16 protein-coding genes are annotated in these 15,786 nt (G+C 72.9%); 6 read left to right on the top strand and 10 right to left on the bottom strand.

Annotated features, from left to right (window positions below; translation table 11 throughout):
* Nucleotides 1-295: 295 nt before the first annotated feature.
* Nucleotides 296-1,633 carry a PAS domain-containing protein gene (locus tag ACFC0D_RS07640; RefSeq protein ID WP_376432129.1) on the bottom strand — a complete coding sequence of 446 codons (1,338 nt, stop codon included), beginning with the start codon at nt 1,631-1,633 and terminating at the stop codon, nt 296-298.
* A 127-nt stretch (nt 1,634-1,760) separates the two neighbouring features.
* On the opposite strand from ACFC0D_RS07640, the gene ACFC0D_RS07645 reads away from it, so the two are divergent.
* A complete protein-coding gene (locus tag ACFC0D_RS07645; protein WP_376432131.1) occupies nt 1,761-1,913 on the top strand; it encodes a hypothetical protein in 153 nt (50 codons plus the stop codon).
* Between the two features lie 37 nt (nt 1,914-1,950).
* Entirely contained in the window at nt 1,951-2,574 is a 624-nt protein-coding gene (locus ACFC0D_RS07650; protein WP_376432133.1) for a hypothetical protein, read from the top strand.
* Between the two features lie 261 nt (nt 2,575-2,835).
* Here the strand turns inward: ACFC0D_RS07650 and ACFC0D_RS07655 are convergent, their stop codons facing one another.
* A complete protein-coding gene (locus ACFC0D_RS07655; RefSeq protein ID WP_376432135.1) occupies nt 2,836-2,988 on the bottom strand; it encodes a helix-turn-helix domain-containing protein in 153 nt (50 codons plus the stop codon).
* 182 nt (nt 2,989-3,170) lie between these two features.
* Between ACFC0D_RS07655 and ACFC0D_RS07660 the strand changes: the two genes are divergently transcribed.
* On the top strand, nt 3,171-3,974 hold the full coding sequence (locus tag ACFC0D_RS07660; RefSeq protein ID WP_376432137.1) for an esterase/lipase family protein: 804 nt from the start codon (nt 3,171-3,173) through the stop codon (nt 3,972-3,974).
* Between the two features lie 22 nt (nt 3,975-3,996).
* Here ACFC0D_RS07660 and ACFC0D_RS07665 read toward each other — a convergent pair whose 3' ends face one another.
* Genes ACFC0D_RS07665 through ACFC0D_RS07675 form a run of 3 tightly spaced genes read right to left on the bottom strand, consistent with a single transcriptional unit; the run spans nt 3,997 to nt 6,594 of the window.
* Nucleotides 3,997-4,818 (bottom strand): ABC transporter permease, encoded by an 822-nt coding sequence (locus ACFC0D_RS07665; protein ID WP_376432139.1) that lies wholly within the window; start codon nt 4,816-4,818, stop codon nt 3,997-3,999.
* Complete coding sequence (locus ACFC0D_RS07670) at nt 4,815-5,789, bottom strand: ABC transporter ATP-binding protein (protein WP_376432141.1); 975 nt, start codon at nt 5,787-5,789, stop codon at nt 4,815-4,817. Before ACFC0D_RS07670 ends, ACFC0D_RS07665 begins: the two co-directional genes overlap by 4 nt.
* Nucleotide 5,790: 1 nt before the next feature.
* A complete protein-coding gene (locus ACFC0D_RS07675) occupies nt 5,791-6,594 on the bottom strand; it encodes an ABC transporter permease (protein ID WP_376432143.1) in 804 nt (267 codons plus the stop codon).
* 122 nt (nt 6,595-6,716) lie between these two features.
* Here ACFC0D_RS07675 and ACFC0D_RS07680 point away from each other — a divergent pair, with 122 nt between their 5' ends.
* On the top strand, nt 6,717-7,595 hold the full coding sequence (locus ACFC0D_RS07680; protein WP_376432145.1) for a winged helix-turn-helix transcriptional regulator: 879 nt from the start codon (nt 6,717-6,719) through the stop codon (nt 7,593-7,595).
* Here the strand turns inward: ACFC0D_RS07680 and pdxH are convergent.
* Nucleotides 7,587-8,219: a pyridoxamine 5'-phosphate oxidase gene (pdxH, locus tag ACFC0D_RS07685; RefSeq protein WP_376432225.1), complete on the bottom strand. Its 633-nt coding sequence runs from the start codon at nt 8,217-8,219 to the stop codon at nt 7,587-7,589. The two genes, ACFC0D_RS07680 and pdxH, sit on opposite strands and share 9 nt — an antisense overlap.
* A 219-nt stretch (nt 8,220-8,438) precedes the next feature.
* Here pdxH and ACFC0D_RS07690 point away from each other — a divergent pair, with 219 nt between their 5' ends.
* Nucleotides 8,439-9,548 carry a citrate synthase 2 gene (locus ACFC0D_RS07690; RefSeq protein WP_376432147.1) on the top strand — a complete coding sequence of 370 codons (1,110 nt, stop codon included), beginning with the start codon at nt 8,439-8,441 and terminating at the stop codon, nt 9,546-9,548.
* A gap of 308 nt (nt 9,549-9,856) precedes the next feature.
* Here ACFC0D_RS07690 and ACFC0D_RS07695 read toward each other — a convergent pair whose 3' ends face one another.
* Complete coding sequence (locus ACFC0D_RS07695; protein WP_376432149.1) at nt 9,857-10,897, bottom strand: isopenicillin N synthase family dioxygenase; 1,041 nt, start codon at nt 10,895-10,897, stop codon at nt 9,857-9,859.
* Nucleotides 10,898-11,174: 277 nt separating this feature from the next.
* Between ACFC0D_RS07695 and ACFC0D_RS07700 the strand changes: the two genes are divergently transcribed.
* Nucleotides 11,175-12,899 carry an FAD-dependent monooxygenase gene (locus ACFC0D_RS07700; RefSeq protein ID WP_376432151.1) on the top strand — a complete coding sequence of 575 codons (1,725 nt, stop codon included), beginning with the start codon at nt 11,175-11,177 and terminating at the stop codon, nt 12,897-12,899.
* A gap of 19 nt (nt 12,900-12,918) precedes the next feature.
* On the opposite strand, the gene ACFC0D_RS07705 is transcribed toward ACFC0D_RS07700, so the two are convergent.
* The 3 genes from ACFC0D_RS07705 to ACFC0D_RS07715 are packed head-to-tail and all read right to left on the bottom strand — an operon-like array spanning nt 12,919 to nt 15,766.
* The gene (locus ACFC0D_RS07705; RefSeq protein ID WP_376432153.1) at nt 12,919-13,497 is read right to left on the bottom strand and encodes a TetR/AcrR family transcriptional regulator; all 579 of its coding nucleotides are present in this window, start codon (nt 13,495-13,497) and stop codon (nt 12,919-12,921) included.
* Nucleotides 13,485-14,192: an enoyl-CoA hydratase family protein gene (locus ACFC0D_RS07710; protein WP_376432156.1), complete on the bottom strand. Its 708-nt coding sequence runs from the start codon at nt 14,190-14,192 to the stop codon at nt 13,485-13,487. Before ACFC0D_RS07710 ends, ACFC0D_RS07705 begins: the two co-directional genes overlap by 13 nt.
* Nucleotides 14,189-15,766 carry a 4-coumarate--CoA ligase family protein gene (locus tag ACFC0D_RS07715; RefSeq protein ID WP_376432158.1) on the bottom strand — a complete coding sequence of 526 codons (1,578 nt, stop codon included), beginning with the start codon at nt 15,764-15,766 and terminating at the stop codon, nt 14,189-14,191. The genes ACFC0D_RS07710 and ACFC0D_RS07715 overlap by 4 nt, the downstream gene beginning before the upstream one ends.
* Between the last annotated feature and the right edge of the window lie 20 nt (nt 15,767-15,786).

Consider the following 15,786-nt stretch of genomic DNA (forward strand, 5'->3'; position numbering starts at 1 on the left):
AGGCTCCCCGTGCCTGCGCTGCGCACAGGTGCGGCGCCGTCGTCGGGTTGTGCCCACCCGTTCCGCCCCGCGGAACGCCTGCCCACAACGAGGTTGGCGGGTGTGGGTACCGCCCTGCGGAACCGGTGGCCTCAACCCGGCGGGGGTGAGGGCGGGTACTGCCCCCTACTGAAGGCCCGCCCATAACCCGGCGGCAGTCCGGGTAGGCACCGCCCTGGCGGAGCGAGGGCCAACAGCGGAGGTTGAGGGGGCGTACAGGCCGGCCGAACGCCTGCCGGCAACGAGGGAAGTCGTCCTACGGAGTCGGTGGCGTGGACGCCGTCGACAGGTCCAGATACGACGCCACACGGACCGCCACCACCTCCGCGTACACCGCGTCCGGGCGTTCGAAGGACGTGCGGGACGCACCGCGGAGGAAGGTCACCGCGCCCACCGTCCGGCCGCGGCTGCGCAGCGGGAGGCACAGCGCGTGGACCGCGTCCCGCGGCCAGTGGCGTTCCGCCGCCCATTCCTCGGCGCCCTGCGGGCTCACCGCCGGGGCGGACGCGCGGACCGGGCCCGTACGGGACACCGCCTGGAGGACCGGGTGGCCCGCCGGGTACCGCACCGGGATTCCGCCGCCCGCGACCGGGGCGACCGGGCCGGGCTCGCCGCCGGGCGTGGCCGCCACACGGACCAGCCGCCGCTCCCCCGCCGCCACGTCGACGAGCGCGTGGTCGGCGAACCCGGCCAGCGCGAAGTCCAGCAGGACCGTCGCCGCCTCCCCCGGGTCCTCGCACTCGGCCGCCGCCACGCCGGCCCGGTGCAACTGGCTGTACCGGAACCGCAGTCGGCCCGCCTCCTGCTCCGCGAGCCGCTCCTCCGTGACGTCCTGGAACAGCCACCCCACCCCCAGCGGCACCGGCTCCTCCGCGAGCGGTGACGACAGCCGCACGAACCCGCTGCGCCAGCACCGCCGCCGCTCGCCCTCCGCGGTCCGCAGCGTCACCCACACCTCCGCCAGGGCCCGCGGCGCGCCCTCCGCCAGCACGTGCTGGAGCGCGCCCTCCAACTCCTCGACGCCCTGCGCGATCAGCTCGCCGAGCGGCCGGCCGAGGAGCGTGGTGCGGCCCCCGCCCATCGCCCGGGCGGCGTACCCGTTGACGGTGGTGGGCCGCAGGTCCACGTCGACGAGGACGACGCCCCAGGACGCGTCCTCGAAGAGCGCCTCGCTGAGCGCGATCGAGCGCTCCAGGTCTATCTGCGCGTGCACCTCGCTGAACGCGCAGTACACCCCCGCGGGCTTTCCGTCCGCGCCGCGCACCCCGGCCGACTGCGTCCGTACGAGGACCCGCCCGCCGTCCTTCCGAACCAACGCCAACTCGTGCACCAGCCGCCCCGGCGCCTCCATCGCCGCCATCAGCCGCTCCAGCGCCTGGGCCGCGTCGGCCCGCCGCGCGGCCCACCCCTCGAACCCGCGCCGCCCGACGGCCTCCCCGGCGGACCAGCCGAGGATCCGCTCGGCCTCCTTGTTCCAGTGCGTGACGGTCCCGTCGGCGTCGAATGCGCAGAGCGCCGCGTCCATCCCGTCGAGCAGCGCGGCGAGCAGATCGTCACCCGGCACGGACGTGGTCTCACTCCTGGCAGCACTCATCCCGGCACCCCCTGCAGGACGGTGTACGCGCGTGCACCCGCACGCCCCCGATCATTCAACTTGAACGTGACGCAGGACACACCCGGTTCCATGAAATCGTTGCGTCCCGGAAACGAACACGGGGCGAGTGAGGAGCAACGACATCCTGGAGGGCCTGGCCCTCAACCGGGCCCTGCCCGTACCCCTGTTGGCGGATGGCGACGGACGGATCGCGAAGGCGGCGGCCGGGAACCCGGCGCCGCCGGCCACCACGATGGCGAGGCTGATCGACGCCCCGTGAGCGACGGCGTGAGCGGGCGCCCGGCAGGATGGACGCCATGGAGAGCCTCGTACAGCGGTGGAGCCGACGCGTAGGGGTGACGGTCGCCGTCCGGGTGCGGGACGAGTTCGTATACGTCGACGACGTCGACCGCGGCGTTCCGCTGGTCCTGCTCCGGGAGACGGCGCATCCGGAGTTCTGGAGCTTCGCGCTCGGGCGCGGAGGGCGGTACGTGGACGGGTGTCTGCCGTCCGGGGCCTGGACGGGCGCCGCCGAGAAGATTCTCGACCATGCCTGGACGTACCGCGTGACCGCGCCGCCCATGCCCGACCCCCTCTCCTACGCCGGAGTCGTGCCCGCGCTCGTCGAGGCCGTTCCCGAGCTGCGGGAGGATCTAGAGGTCCATGTCTTCAACGAGCACGAAATCCTCCCGCACGTCTTCCTCGACCTCGACGTGACACCTTTCGTGCTCGACGCCTGGGCCCGGGGAGACAGCGAGCTCGTCGGACGGTGCCTGGCGTTCCTGGAGCGGGCGATGACCGCCGAGGACCCTGACACCCGCAGCCTCGTCGGCACGTCCTTCGTCGGACCGGTCCACCCCTGGGATCCCGCCGTGGCCGATTTCCTCGCGATCTGGCCGCCCGCACTGGCCCGGCAGGCCCGCCGCGAAATCGGAGAATAAATGGCTTGAGGCTTCGCGGAAGGGTTCCTAAGGTGTGGAGCACACGCGAAAGGAGGTGATCCGAGAACATGATTTCTTTTCGGATTCGTGAGGTGACTGCGGGCTAACGGCCTGCCGTCGCACTCTGTGCACCTCGGCAGGCCACCTGCCGAAACCCAAGCAGTCACCCGACCCGTGGGCCGCCGGTAAGTCCGGCCGGCTCTCGTCCGAACTCGAGCGGACGGGACCAAGGCCCACGGGTCGTCTGCGTTCTCCTCCGTGTCAGCCCTCGCCCGGCTCCAGGGCTCGCGTGCGCAGCGCGAGCAGTGCCTCGAAGCGGAAGCGGGGGTCGTTCAGCCGGTCGCCGAAGAGGGCGTCGAGCCGGCGCAGTCGCCGGCGTGCCGTCTGGGGATGGATGCCGAGCGACTGGGCCACCTCCGGCGCCGTACGCCCCCAGGACGTGAGCAGCGCGTCGAGGGTCTCGGCCAGCCGGGCCGCGCGGCCGTCGGGCAGTCCCTCGAAGGCGTCCAGGACGCGGCCTCGCCGGGACCGAGTCCGCGCAGGGGGCCCTGGCGGCCGAGGCCCCGGCGGCCGAGGCCGCGGCGGCCGCCGACCCCGTGGGGCCGCCCCAGGACGGCTTCTTCGCCGCCCTCGGGTACGCCCTGCTCCATCCGACGGCCGTCCCCACCGGCGCGAACGACTGGGGCTGCCGCCCGAGCGCCGCGCATCCGCGCCCGGTCGTCCTCGTCCACGGGACCTTCGAGAACCGGTACGCCAACTGGGCGGGCCTGGCGCCGAAGCTGAAGGCCGAGGGGTACTGCGTCTTCGCGCTCAACTACGGCGGGGGCTCGGGTCCGGTGATGGGCACCGGTGACACCCCCACGTCGGCCGGGCGGCTGGCGGAGTTCGTCGACCAGGTGAGGGCCGCGACCGGCGCCGCCAAGGTCGACCTCGTGGGCCATTCGCAGGGCGGTGTGATGCCGCGGTACTACATCAAGCATCTCGGCGGCGAGGTGGAGGTCGGCCGCCTGGTGGCCCTGTCCCCCACCAACCACGGCACGTCGCTGTGGGGTCTGGGCCTGCTCTCCCGCGCTTTCCCCGGCGGTGAGACCCTCCTCGGCCGTTCCTGTGCCGCGTGCGGTCAGCAGGTCACCGGCTCCGACTTCCTCGAGGAGCTCAACACCGGCGGCGAGACCCACCCGGACGTCTCCTACACGGTGATCGCCACCCGGTACGACGAGGTGGTCACGCCCCACACCTCGTCCTTCCTGGCGGCGGCGCCGAATGTCGTCAACCAGCGGGTCCAGGACTTCTGTCCGACGGCGTTCACCGAGCATCTCGGCATCAACTACGACGACGTCTCCGGCCGGATGGTCCTCAACGCCCTCGATCCGGCCCACGCCCAGCGCCCCGCCTGCTGAGAGCGAGGGAGGGGGCCAGGTTCTAGGCCAGCGAGAGCCTGCCCGTTCGCTGGGACCTGGCCTCCCCCACCCGCAGGATCACCGCGGCCGCGCCGAGCAGGAGGGCGCTGAGGGCGGCCAGGCCGAGGAGTGTGGGGGCGAGCTCCGTCAGGGTGCGGTGTTCGAGGAGGGCTCCGCGGACCGCGATCAGGCTGCCGGTGAGCGGGAAGACCGCGCCGACGATCTGGATCGCCGCGGGCAGGGCGAAGTGGGGGAGGCGGACGCCCGAGACGAACCAGAGGGGCTCGTCGAGGATCGTGTACAGGAACGCCGAGTCGCGGGAGAAGACCAGCAGGCTGTTGAGGAACGCTCCCCAGGCGACCGCCGGGATCAGCAGGGCGAGGAGGACGACGCCGTACATCCACCAGGCCGAGACCGACAGCGTGCCGAAGCCGGTGAGGGCGGCGACCGTGAAGCAGGTGAGCAGCCAGGCGTTCTGGAGCAGGGCTCCCGCGCCGTTGGCGAGCATGAGGGTGAGGCGGCCGGCCGGGGAGAGGAAGAGGAGTTCCAGGGTGCCGGTGGCGCGCTCGAAGGAGAGGTGCCAGGCGCTCTGGACGAGGGAGAAGAAGAAGGCGTAGGCGAGGGTGCCGGTGGCCAGGAAGGCGAGGAGCCGGTCGGGGTCGGCGGCGAGCGGCCAGTTCGCGGCGGCCGGCGAGGCCGTGGCGACGGGGCGCAGCGTGTAGTAGGTGGTGGCGAGTTGGAGGACGGGCCAGACGAGCATCGAGAAGACGACGAGGGGCTGGCCGAAGAGGCGCCGGTGCTGTTTCAGGGCCTCCGCCGCGAAGACCCGGACGGCGTGGTTCATACGAGGGCCTCCTCGCCGGTCTCGGCGAGCGCCAGGATCGCGTCCTCCAGGCTGGCCTCGGCGATCTCGAGCCCGCCGATCGAGCCGCCCGCCCCGACGATCGCGGCGGTCAGCGGTCCGGCCATGTCGTCCGGGTGGCGCAGAGTGATCAACTCGGCTCCGGAGGGGAGGAGTTCGGAGCCGGCGCCGAGGCGTGCGGCCACCGCGGCCGTCGCTTCGCTCGGGTTGGTGACCGTCAGGCGGATCGTGCGGTGGCTGCCGGTGGCCGCCTTCAGTTCCGCCGGGCTGCCTTCCGCGAGGTGGCGGCCGGCGGAAATCACGTACACGTGGCCGCAGAGTTCCTCGACCTCGGCGAGGTAGTGGGAGGTCAGCAGGACGCCCGTACCCTCCTCGGCGAGCCGGGCCACGACGCGGCGCAGGTCGCGGGCGATGGGGGCGTCCAGGCCGAGGGTGGGCTCGTCGAGCAGGAGGTAGGCGGGCCGGTTGATCAGCCCGCGGGCGATGGCGAGGCGCTGGGTCATGCCGCGCGAGTACCGCTCGACCATGGTGTCCGCGGCGTCCGACAGGCCGACCATGCCGAGCAACTCGTCGATGCGGGTGCGCAGTTCGCGCTTCGGGACGTCGTAGAGCTGACCGAAGTACCAGAGGTTCTCCCGGCCGGTCATCCGGGTGTAGACCATGCGCTCGCCGCCCGCGATGAGGTTGATGCGGCGGCGTACGGCGCGGGCGTCGGCGACGGTGTCGAGCCCGTCGACCGTGACCGCACCGGAGGTCGGGCGCAGCAGGGTGGCGAGGATCTTGATGGTGGTGGTCTTGCCGGCGCCGTTGAGGCCGAGGAGTCCGGTGATGCGGCCGGGCGGGATGTCGAGGTCGAGGCCGTCGACGGCCTTCTTGAGGCTGCGGGGGCCGAAGATCCCCTTGTCGCGTACGGGGAAGTCCTTGCGCAGCGCGCGCACCTGAATGCCCGTCATCTCAGTACGTCCTTTCTACGGCGCGGGCCTCGGCCCGCGGCAGGTACTTCAGGCCCAGGAGCAGGTAGACGCCGCTGAGCAGCGCGCAGACGGCCAGTCTCGGCAGGAGGTCGGGCAGCGACTGTCCGCCGGTGGTCGCCGCGTGCAGGACGTCCGTCGCCGCGGTGGTGGGGAGCAGTTCGGCGAGCCACTGGACGGGTTCGGGCAGGTAGGCGCGGGGGAAGGTGAAGCCGCCGACCAGGCCGAGGACGATGAAGACGGTGTTCTGGGAGATGTGCGCCTCGCCGGCGGCGATCATGAGGCCGCCGAGTCCGACGGAGAGTGCGAAGACGGCGCCGATCAGCGCGAGGCCGCCGAGGAGCAGCCCGGTCGCGGAGGCCACCGGGACGGAGATGCCGAGCAGGGCGACGACGACGCCGAGGGTGAGGAACTCGACGAGGCTGCTGAGGACGGCGAAGGCGGTGAAGCCGGCGAGGTACGGGAGGCGGCCGGCGGGTGCGATGAGGAGAGCGCCGAGGGTGCCCTGCCGCTGTTCGGTGATGAGGGCCTTCGCGGACCAGAGGATGAGCCGGACGGTGAACTGGAAGGCGGTCGCGCCGACGACGACGTAGGCGAGGTAGGCGGTGGTGCCGCTGCCTTCGGTGAAGTCGTCGGCGACGGCTGCGCCGCCGATGGCGTGGTAGCCGAAGTACGCGAGCGAGATGGCGAGCGCGGCCGGCAGGACCGTGCCGACGGCGTAGGTCCATGGATAGGCGCGGCGGGTCATCTGCCAGGTGCGCCAGGCGGTTGCCCGGGCTATGGGCATGCGGGCGTTCCCCTCCCCCGTGGATCGATCAGTGGGTTTCTTTTCGAAACTTACAGTGAGTTTCTATCGGGAACTCACTCGATGGCGCAAGATGGAGCGGTCGACCGACCGAGGAGGAGACCATGGCCCGAGCCGTGCCCGAGCGCGACGCCGCCTGCGCGATCGCCCAGGCCGCCGCCGTCGTCGGCGACTGGTGGAGCCTGCTGCTCGTACGGGAGGCCGCCCGCGGCCGGTACCGGTTCGACGAGCTCCAGAGCGAGCTGGGCATCTCCCGGAAGGTGCTCGCCGAGCGGCTGAACCACCTGGTCGACAGCGGCGTGCTCGACAAGGTGCCCTACCAGGAGGCGCCGGTGCGGCACGAGTACCGGCTCAGCGCCACCGGCCGGGCCCTGCTCCCCGTCCTGGTCTCCCTGCAGGACTGGGCCGACCGCTGGCTCCTCGGCGACGGCACCCTCACGGCCTCCGCCGACGAGCACAGCGCCGAGGCCCACCGCGTCCACGAACTCCCCGGCACCCGGCTCTCCCGCCTCACGCTGCCGGCGCACACCGGCGGAGAGCGGGACCCGGTGGACCCGGAAGCCGCCGCCACCGTCCTCTTCTGCTACCCCGCGACCGGGCGGCCGAGCCCGCTGCCCGAGGGCTGGAACGACATCCCCGGCACGGTCGGCTGCACGCTGGAGAACCGGCTGTTCCGGGACGCGTACGGTGAGTTCACGGCGGCCGGCGTCGCCGTCCACGGGGTCTCGACCCAGCGCCCCGACGAGCAGCGGGCCTTCGCCGCCGCCGAGGAGATCCCCTTCCCGCTGCTGTCCGACATGGACGCCCGGCTCTCGGCGGCGCTCCGGCTGCCGACCTTCCGCGCCGGACAGGCGCTGCGGCTCAAGCGGGCGGTCCTGGTCGTGGACCGGGAGCGGACCGTACGCCACGCGCAGTTCCCGGTCACGGACATCCCGCACGCCGTCGGGACGGCGCTCACGGAGGCGGCGAAGGTGTCAGGGTGAGAGGCGCTCCACGCGCCAGTCGTCGCCGGCCCCCACCCGCACGTACCGCAGCCGGTCGTGCAGCCGGTTCTCGTGGCCCTGCCAGAACTCCACCGTCTCCGGTACGACCCGGAAGCCGCCCCACTCCGGCGGCACCGGCACCTGCTCGTCGTCCGGGTAGCGCGCGGTCAACTCCTCGTACCGGGTGAGGAGTTCCTCGCGGGACTCGATCACCGAGGACTGGTGGCTGGCCCATGCGCCCAGCTGTGAGCCGTGCGGGCGGGTGCGGAAGTAGGCGACGGTCTCGTCGCGGCCCGTGCGCACCGCCCGGCCCGTGACGATGACCTGGCGGGCCAGCGGATGCCAGGGGAAGAGCAGCGAGATGTACGGATTGGCCGCCAGCTCGGTGCCCTTGCGGGAGCTGTAGTTCGTGTAGAAGACGAAACCGGCCTCGTCGTAGTGCTTGAGCAGCACCGTGCGGGAGGACGGGCGGCCGTCGGGTGTGGCGGTCGAGACGACCATCGCGTTCGGCTCATGGATCGCCGGGTTGGTGGCGGTCTCCTTGAACCAGCGCGTGAACTGTTCGATCGGTTCGGGGGCGAGGTCGGCCACAGTGAGCTCCGTGGTGCGGTACTGCTCGCGCATGTCGGCGGGATCGAGAGCGTCAGTCACAGAGGCCATCCTGCCGCAGAGACGCAGTTTGCCCGGCACGGCGGCCCGCTAACCCTTCCTTGCCGAATCGGCGGAGTGTGCCGGATGTCACGCTTCCCCGCATCATCGGAACCGTACAGACTCTTGGGCTGGATGACTGTTGATTCCCGACCAACACCCCGGATGATTGATCATCGATAGAGGAGCCGCCTGATGTCCGACTTCGTACCCGGACTCGAGGGAGTCGTCGCGTTCGAAACGGAGATCGCCGAACCGGACAAGGAGGGCGGCGCTCTTCGGTACCGCGGCGTCGACATCGAGGATCTGGTCGGTCACGTCTCGTTCGGCAATGTCTGGGGTCTGCTGGTCGACGGCGCCTTCGACCCCGGCCTGCCGCCGGCCGAGCCCTTCCCGATCCCGGTGCACTCCGGCGACATCCGCGTCGACGTCCAGTCCGCGCTCGCCATGCTCGCCCCGGTGTGGGGCCTCAAGCCGCTTCTCGACATCGATGCCGAGCAGGCCCGCGAGGACCTCGCCCGGGCCGCCGTCATGGCGCTGTCGTACGTCGCCCAGTCGGCGCGCGGCCAGGGTCTGCCGATGGTGCCGCAGAGCGAGATCGACAAGGCCCAGTCGGTCGTCGAGCGGTTCATGATCCGCTGGCGCGGCGAGCCGGACCCGAAGCACGTCAAGGCCGTCGACGCGTACTGGACCTCGGCCGCCGAGCACGGCATGAACGCCTCCACGTTCACCGCGCGCGTCATCGCCTCCACCGGCGCCGACGTGGCCGCCGCCCTGTCCGGCGCCGTCGGCGCCATGTCCGGCCCGCTGCACGGCGGCGCCCCGTCCCGCGTCCTCGGCATGATCGAGGAGATCGAGCGGACCGGCGACGCGAAGGCGTACGTGCGGCAGGCCCTCGACCGCGGCGAGCGGCTGATGGGCTTCGGCCACCGCGTCTACCGCGCCGAGGACCCGCGCGCCCGCGTCCTGCGCCGTACGGCCAAGGAGCTCGCCGCGCCGCGCTTCGAGGTCGCCGAGGCGCTGGAGAAGGCCGCCCTGGAGGAGCTGCACAACCGCCGGCCCGACCGCGTCCTCGCGACGAACGTCGAGTTCTGGGCGGCGATCGTGCTCGACTTCGCCGAGGTCCCGGCGCACATGTTCACGTCGATGTTCAGCTGCGCCCGTACGGCCGGCTGGTCTGCGCACATCCTGGAGCAGAAGCGCACTGGACGCCTGGTGCGGCCGTCGGCGCGGTACATCGGCCCCGGCCGGCGCGACCCGCAGGAGATCGCGGGCTACGCCGACCTGGCGGCGTTCGCGGGCTGAGCCCGCAGGCACAGGTATCCCGGGGCGAGCCCGCACAGCCCGCCCCGGCCGAGCCCGGCACCGCGACCGCGGGGCCGGGCCGAGCCATGTCAGGGGCCGCCCGGCACCGCGACCCCGGGCCCAGCCATGCCGGAGACCGCCCAGCACCGTGACCCCGGGCCGGACCATGCCAGAGACCGCCCAGCACCGCGACCCCGGGCCGGACCACGCCAGAGACCGCCCAGCACCGCGACCGCGGGCCGGACCTGGTCGTGCGGGGTCCGGCCGACCGCCGGGGCAGGTCGTGTCAGGCGCCCCCGGGGGCCCGGTCAGGCGGTGGTGAGCTGGCGCTCCTCCGCGAGCAGCAGGTCCGCGTGATGGCGGGCCGCCGCCAGCGGGTGGGCGCGCAGCTTGCCCTTCAGCTCGTTGCGGCCGTACTCGGCGAACAGCGGGTTCGCCGGATCGGTCGTGATCCCGGGCGCCGTCGAGGCGTACGGGAACGACAGCGGGGCGATCCGCGCGTCGAGCCGCGGGTTGTAGAAGAACGGGACGGAGTAGCGCTCCGTCGCCGCGGGCGGGGAGACCACCCGGTGGTTGGTGGCGATCAGATAGCCGTTGGTCGCCACTTCGAGGAGCTCGCCCAGGTTGACGACGAACGCGCCGGGCAGCGGCGGTACGTCATGGAAGGCGCCGTCCTCGCGCTCGACCTGGAGGCCGCCGACGTGGTCCTGCAGGAGCAGGGTCAGGAAGCCGTAGTCCTTGTGCGCGCCGACGCCCTGGTCGGCGCCGTCGCCGGCGCTTCCCGGGTAGCGCACCAGCTTGAGGTGCGGGTGGGCCCGGTCGCCGAAGACGTCGTCGTAGAAGCCGGCGGGCGCGCCGATCGAGGCGAGCAGCTCGTGCAGCAGCCGCTCCGCGACCCCGCTGAGGCGCTCGACCCAGTTCAGGGCGGCCGACCGCAGCTCGGGGAGGGCGGCGGGCCACTGGTTCGGGCCCTGGAGCCACCAGTACGGAGCCTCGCCGGGGCCCGGGACGCGCGCGGGGCGCTCGGCGCCGATGTCGAGCTGGTCGCGCCAGTCGCGGGAGCCGCCGGTGCGCTCGTCACCGATGCGGGTGTAGCCGCGGAAGTGCGGCGAGTTGGTGGTGTCGAGGGCGATCCGGTCGGCCTCCGGCAGCGCGAAGAAGGCCCGCATGGCGGAGGTGAGCGCCCGGGTCTCGGCCTCGGTCACACCGTGCCCGACCAGCTGGAAGAAGCCGACGTCGTGGGCGGCGCTGTGGAGCTGCGCATGGAGCAGTCGCCGGGCCTGGGGGCCGCGGTCGGCGGCGGCGAGGTCGACGATGGGGAGCTGGGAGCTGTACGAGGTGTGCGTCATGGTGTGCGTCCGCGGGGTGTACGGGGCCCGGGCGCGCCGCCAGGGGTGGGGCGGGGGGCGCGGGTGCCTGAAGTGGATCTGGGGGCTTCGAGGTCAGGCGGAGCGCCGACAGCCCATGCTCGTGACGCGGACGAAGTCCACGTGGCGGCGGCGTACGAGCGAAAGCATGGGACCAGGGTACTGCGGGGCGGGCGAGACGTATGTGGCGCGGGTCACGCCCCCGGGCGACCATGGTGTTCGGGACCGGTCCGGGGGCCAGGTGTACTGGGAGGCACCCGTGGCAGACACCCGTACAACCGACGTACTGATCGTGGGCGCCGGCCCCGTGGGGCTGAGCGCGGCCGCCGAACTACGCCGCCGCGGGGTGCGCTGCCGGCTCGTCGACCGGCTGCCGGCCCGGCTGCCGTACGCCAAGGCGGTCGGCATCCAGCCGCGCACCCTGGAGATCTGGGACCGGATGGGGCTGGCCCGCTCCGTCCTGGAGGCCGCCGTCCCGCTGCGCGGCCAGTTGATCCACGTCAACGGCCGGGAGGTCGCGAGGATCGAGCTCGCACTGCCCCCCGAGGTGCCGTACGGATTCGCCGCGCTGCCGCAGTACGAGACCGAGCGCCTCCTGGAGGAGTACGTCGCGGGCCTGGACACCACCGTCGAACGCGGCACCGAGCTGCTGTCGTTCGCCCAGGACGAGGACGGGGTGACCGCCCGGCTGCGGACCGCCTCCGGCGAGGACGAGGAGCTGCGCACCCGCTATCTGATCGGCTGCGACGGCGCGCACAGCACCGTCCGCAAGGGCCTCGGCCTCGGCTTCGAGGGCGGGGCCTTCCCCGAGGAGTACATGCTGGGCGACGTCGAGGCCGACTGGGACCTGCCGTACGGCTACGGCCTGCGGTCCCTGCACCATGCCGAGGACGGCTCGACCGACGACGCGCTGGTGTGCATCCCGCTGCCCGGCACGGGCCGCTACCGCATGTCGATGATGGTTCCGCCGGAGCTCTCCGCGCAGGGGCGTGACGCGAGCGGCGACGGCGTGGCGCACGGTCTGGAGGGCAGCCGGGCGCCGGAGCTGTCCCACATCCAGGCCGTGGTCGACCGGCTGGCCCCCACGCCCACCCGCGTCTCCGCGCTGCGCTGGTCCTCCGTCTTCCGCATCAGCCACCGGATCGTCGACCGCTACGGCGAGGGCCGGGTCTTCGTCGCCGGCGACGCCGCCCACATCCACCCGCCCACCGGCGCGCAGGGCATGAACACCGGCATCCAGGACGCCTGCAACCTGGCCTGGAAGCTCGCCCTCGTCCTCGACGGGGAGGCCGGGCCGGCCCTGCTCTCCAGTTATGACGCCGAGCGCCGCCCGGTCGGCGAGGAGGTGGTGGGCCGGACCGTCCGGCACGCGAGGCAGGGGATGGAGACCGACCCCGAGGACCCGAGCACCCTGATGCTCCGGGAGGCCCAACTGCTCGTCGCCTACCGGGACGGCCCGCTCGCCGGCAGTGCGTACGGGCCGGTCGACGCGCCCCAGCCCGGCGACCGGGCCCCCGACTGCGGCGGCCTGACCGTCCCCGTCGCCGCATACCCGCTGCGTCTGCTCGACGTCCTGCGCGGCCGCACCGGGCACGTGCTGCTGCTGTACGCGACCGCCTCCGCCGACCTCGCCAGGGCCGCCGAGGCGGGCGCGGTGGTCGCCGCCGCGGTCGGCGGGCGGAAGGCGCCCGGCGCGGAGCCGGTGGCCCTCGCCGGACTCGCCGGATCCGGACCCGACGGGCAGGGGCCCGAGAGCAGCCTGCAGACGGTCGCGGTGCTCGCCCGCGAGGCGGCCTCGGCCGCCGGTACCGGGAGCGTCCCCGGGTACGTCGACGCGGCGGGCGAGTTCGCCCGGATCTACCGCCCCGACGGGCCGACCGGGTTCCTGGTGCGCCCGGACGGGCAGCTCGGCGCCCGTTTCCCCCTCGCCGGCACCGCGGCCGCGCTGACCGGCTACCTCGCCGCGCTGTCCGTACCGGCCTGAGCACGGCGGGCCTCGGGGCTCAGCCCAGTGCGTCGTCCAGGAGCTTCGACCACTGGGCCACGATCCGTTCGCGGCGCGCCTTGTCGTCGGTCAGGAGGGTGGCGAGGCCCAGGCCGCGGGCCATGTCGAGGAGGCCCTGCACCGTCTCCCGTACGCCCGGGACGGACTCGTCCGCGGCCAGGAGGGAGACCGCCATGCGGTGGGACTCGCGGCCGACCCTGGCCTCCAGCTCGGTGACCCGGGCGTGGAGCTGGGGCTCGTGGGCCGCGGCCACCCAGAGGTGGAGGGCGGCGCGGAAGAGCGGTCCGGTGAAGAGGTCGACCAGGGCACCGACGGCTTCGCGGCGGTCGCGCGCCGGGAGGGTGCGCAGGGCGTGGGAGCGTTCCTCGGCGACGTACTCGACGGCCGCCGTGAACAGGTCCTCCCGGGTGGGGAAGTGGTGCTGCGCGGCGCCGCGCGAGACCCCGGCGCGCTCGGCCACCACGGAGACGGTGGAGCCCGCCCAGCCGTGTTCGGCCAGGCAGGACACCGCCGCCTCCAGGAGCCGCTGCCGGGTGGCGCGGCTCCTGTCCTGCTTCGGGCCGGTCAGAGCCGCCATTCAGGGTCCCGTCGTTCGAGGAAGGCCGTCATCCCTTCGCGCGCCTCGGCGGAGGCGAAGAGCGAGGCCGACCTCTGGACCAGGTCCTCCGCGTCGCGCTCGAAGGTCTCCAGGACTCTAGCCGTGACCAGGCGCTTCGACTCTGCCAGCCCCTGCGGGGACCCCTTGCGCAGCCCGTCGAGGATCGCGTCCAGGTCGTCGTCGGTGGCGGTCACCAGACCCATCCGTACGGCGTCCGCCGTGCCGAACCGCTCCCCCGTCAGGTAGTACCGCTCCGCCGCCCGCTGCTCCAGCTTGGGCAGCAGCGTCAGCGAGATGACGGCGGGCGCGACCCCGATCCGTACCTCCGTCAGCGCGAAGTCCGAGCCCTCGGAGGCGACCACGATGTCGCATGCCCCGAGCAGCCCCAGGCCGCCCGCGCGCACATGGCCGCGCACCACGCCCACCACCGGCTTCGGCAGCTCGACGATCTGCCGGAGCAGGTCGACGAAGGCGTACGGACTCGGCGGGGCCTTCAGGTCGGCGCCCGCGCTGAACGTCGAGCCGGTGTGCGTGAGGACCACCGCGCGTACGGCCGGGTCCTCGCCGCACTCGGTGAGCGCCTCCGCCAACTCGGCCACCAGGGCGGCCGAGAGGGCGTTGCGGTTCTCCGGACAGTCCAGCGTCAGGGTGGCGATGCCACGGTCGAGCTTCACTCGCGGTCCCTCAGTTCGCGGCGCAGGATCTTCCCCGACGCGGCGCGCGGCACCCCGTCGACGAACTCCACACGCCTGATCTTCTTGTACGGGGCGACCTTGCCTGCCACGTACGCCATGACGTCCTCGCCGTTCAGGTCGGCCGCGCTCGCCTGTCGGACGACGAACGCCTTGGGTATCTCGGCGCCGTCCTCGTCGTTCACGCCGATGACGGCCGCGTCGGCGATCCCCTCGTGGGTGAGCAGCAGGGCCTCCAGCTCGGCCGGGGCGACCTGGAAGCCCTTGTACTTGATGAGTTCCTTGACCCGGTCGACGACGAAGAGCCAGCCGTTCTCGTCGACCCGGCCGATGTCGCCGGTGTGCACCCAGCCGTCGGCGTCGATCATGTCGGCGGTGGCGTCGGGGCGGCCCAGGTAGCCCTTCATGACCTGCGGGCCCCGGATGGCGACCTCGCCTTCCGTACCCGGCTCGGTGTCCTTCGTCGGGTCGTCGAGGGACAGGATCCGCATCTCGGTGGAGGGGAGCAGCTTGCCGACGGCGCCGGGCGGAGGGTTCACGGCGTCGAGGGGGACGACGTGCGTGCCGGGGGACAGCTCCGTCATGCCGTACGCCTGGCGGACCGGCGGCAGCTTCAGCCGGGCCGAGCACGCCTCGGCGAGGGAGGCGTCGAGCGGGGCGGCGGCACTGACGATGTACTCCAGGGAGGAAAGGTCGTAGTCGGCGACGGCCGGGTGCTTGGCGAGCGCGAGGACGATCGGCGGGGCCACGTACAGGCCGTTGATGCGGTGGTCCTGGATGGCGGCGAGGAACTGGTCGAGTTCGAAGCGGGGCAGGACGACGACGGTCGCGCCCTGGCGCAGCGGGGCGTTCATCAGGGCGGTCAGCCCGTAGATGTGGAAGAAGGGGAGGACGGCGAGGATGCGGTCGCCCGGGCCCATGGGGATGAAGGGTTCGAGCTGGGCGAGGTTGGTGGCGATCGAGGTGTGGGTGAGCATCACGCCCTTGGGGACCCCGGTGGTGCCGGAGGAGTACGGCAGGGCGGCGATGTCCTCGTCCGGGTCGAACTCCAGGGCGGGCTCGGGGGCGGTGGTGGCGAGCATCGACTGGAGTGAGCGGATGCCCTCCCCCTCGGGCGCCTGGTCGCAGACGAAGATCTCCTCGATCCCGCCCGCGAGTTCGGCGGCCCGCCGGGCCGGTTCCAGGAGCGGGGAGACGGTGACGATCCAGCGGGCGGAGGAGTCGCGGAGCTGCTTGGCGAACTCCTCCGCCGTGGAGAGCGGATGGACGGTGGTGACGGACGCGCCGGCCCGGGTGGCGGCGTAGAACGCGATGGGGAACAGCACGGTGTTGGGGCTGTGCAGGGCGAGCACGTCCCCCTTGCGGACCCCTGCCTCGGCGAGCCCTGCGGCGACCTGCCGGTGGAAGGCGTCGACCTGGGCGTAGGTGAGGGTGAGCCCACCGGCCCCGTCGACGAGCGCGGGGGCGTCCCCGAACTCCGCGGCCCGGCCGAGGACGGCCTCGTGGATGGGGAGGGAAACGGTGGAGACGGCCTCGTACTCACTGTGGAACACCATGCAGGCCCCCTGGAGAGGTG

This window comes from Streptomyces sp. NPDC056222, from assembly GCF_042264065.1.
GTDB lineage: Bacteria > Actinomycetota > Actinomycetes > Streptomycetales > Streptomycetaceae > Streptomyces.

Excerpts from the sequence above, each read along its gene's own strand:
- ACFC0D_RS07640 (WP_376432129.1), bottom strand. The coding sequence starts at position 1,633 with ATGAGTGCTGCCAGGAGTGAGACCACGTCCGTGCCGGGTGACGATCTG.
- ACFC0D_RS07650 (WP_376432133.1), top strand. The coding sequence starts at position 1,951 with ATGGAGAGCCTCGTACAGCGGTGGAGCCGACGCGTAGGGGTGACGGTC.
- ACFC0D_RS07665 (WP_376432139.1), bottom strand. The coding sequence starts at position 4,818 with ATGAACCACGCCGTCCGGGTCTTCGCGGCGGAGGCCCTGAAACAGCAC.
- ACFC0D_RS07670 (WP_376432141.1), bottom strand. The coding sequence starts at position 5,789 with ATGACGGGCATTCAGGTGCGCGCGCTGCGCAAGGACTTCCCCGTACGC.
- ACFC0D_RS07675 (WP_376432143.1), bottom strand. The coding sequence starts at position 6,594 with ATGCCCATAGCCCGGGCAACCGCCTGGCGCACCTGGCAGATGACCCGC.
- ACFC0D_RS07680 (WP_376432145.1), top strand. The coding sequence starts at position 6,717 with ATGGCCCGAGCCGTGCCCGAGCGCGACGCCGCCTGCGCGATCGCCCAG.
- pdxH (WP_376432225.1), bottom strand. The coding sequence starts at position 8,219 with ATGCGCGAGCAGTACCGCACCACGGAGCTCACTGTGGCCGACCTCGCC.
- ACFC0D_RS07690 (WP_376432147.1), top strand. The coding sequence starts at position 8,439 with ATGTCCGACTTCGTACCCGGACTCGAGGGAGTCGTCGCGTTCGAAACG.
- ACFC0D_RS07695 (WP_376432149.1), bottom strand. The coding sequence starts at position 10,897 with ATGACGCACACCTCGTACAGCTCCCAGCTCCCCATCGTCGACCTCGCC.
- ACFC0D_RS07705 (WP_376432153.1), bottom strand. The coding sequence starts at position 13,497 with ATGGCGGCTCTGACCGGCCCGAAGCAGGACAGGAGCCGCGCCACCCGG.
- ACFC0D_RS07715 (WP_376432158.1), bottom strand. The coding sequence starts at position 15,766 with ATGGTGTTCCACAGTGAGTACGAGGCCGTCTCCACCGTTTCCCTCCCC.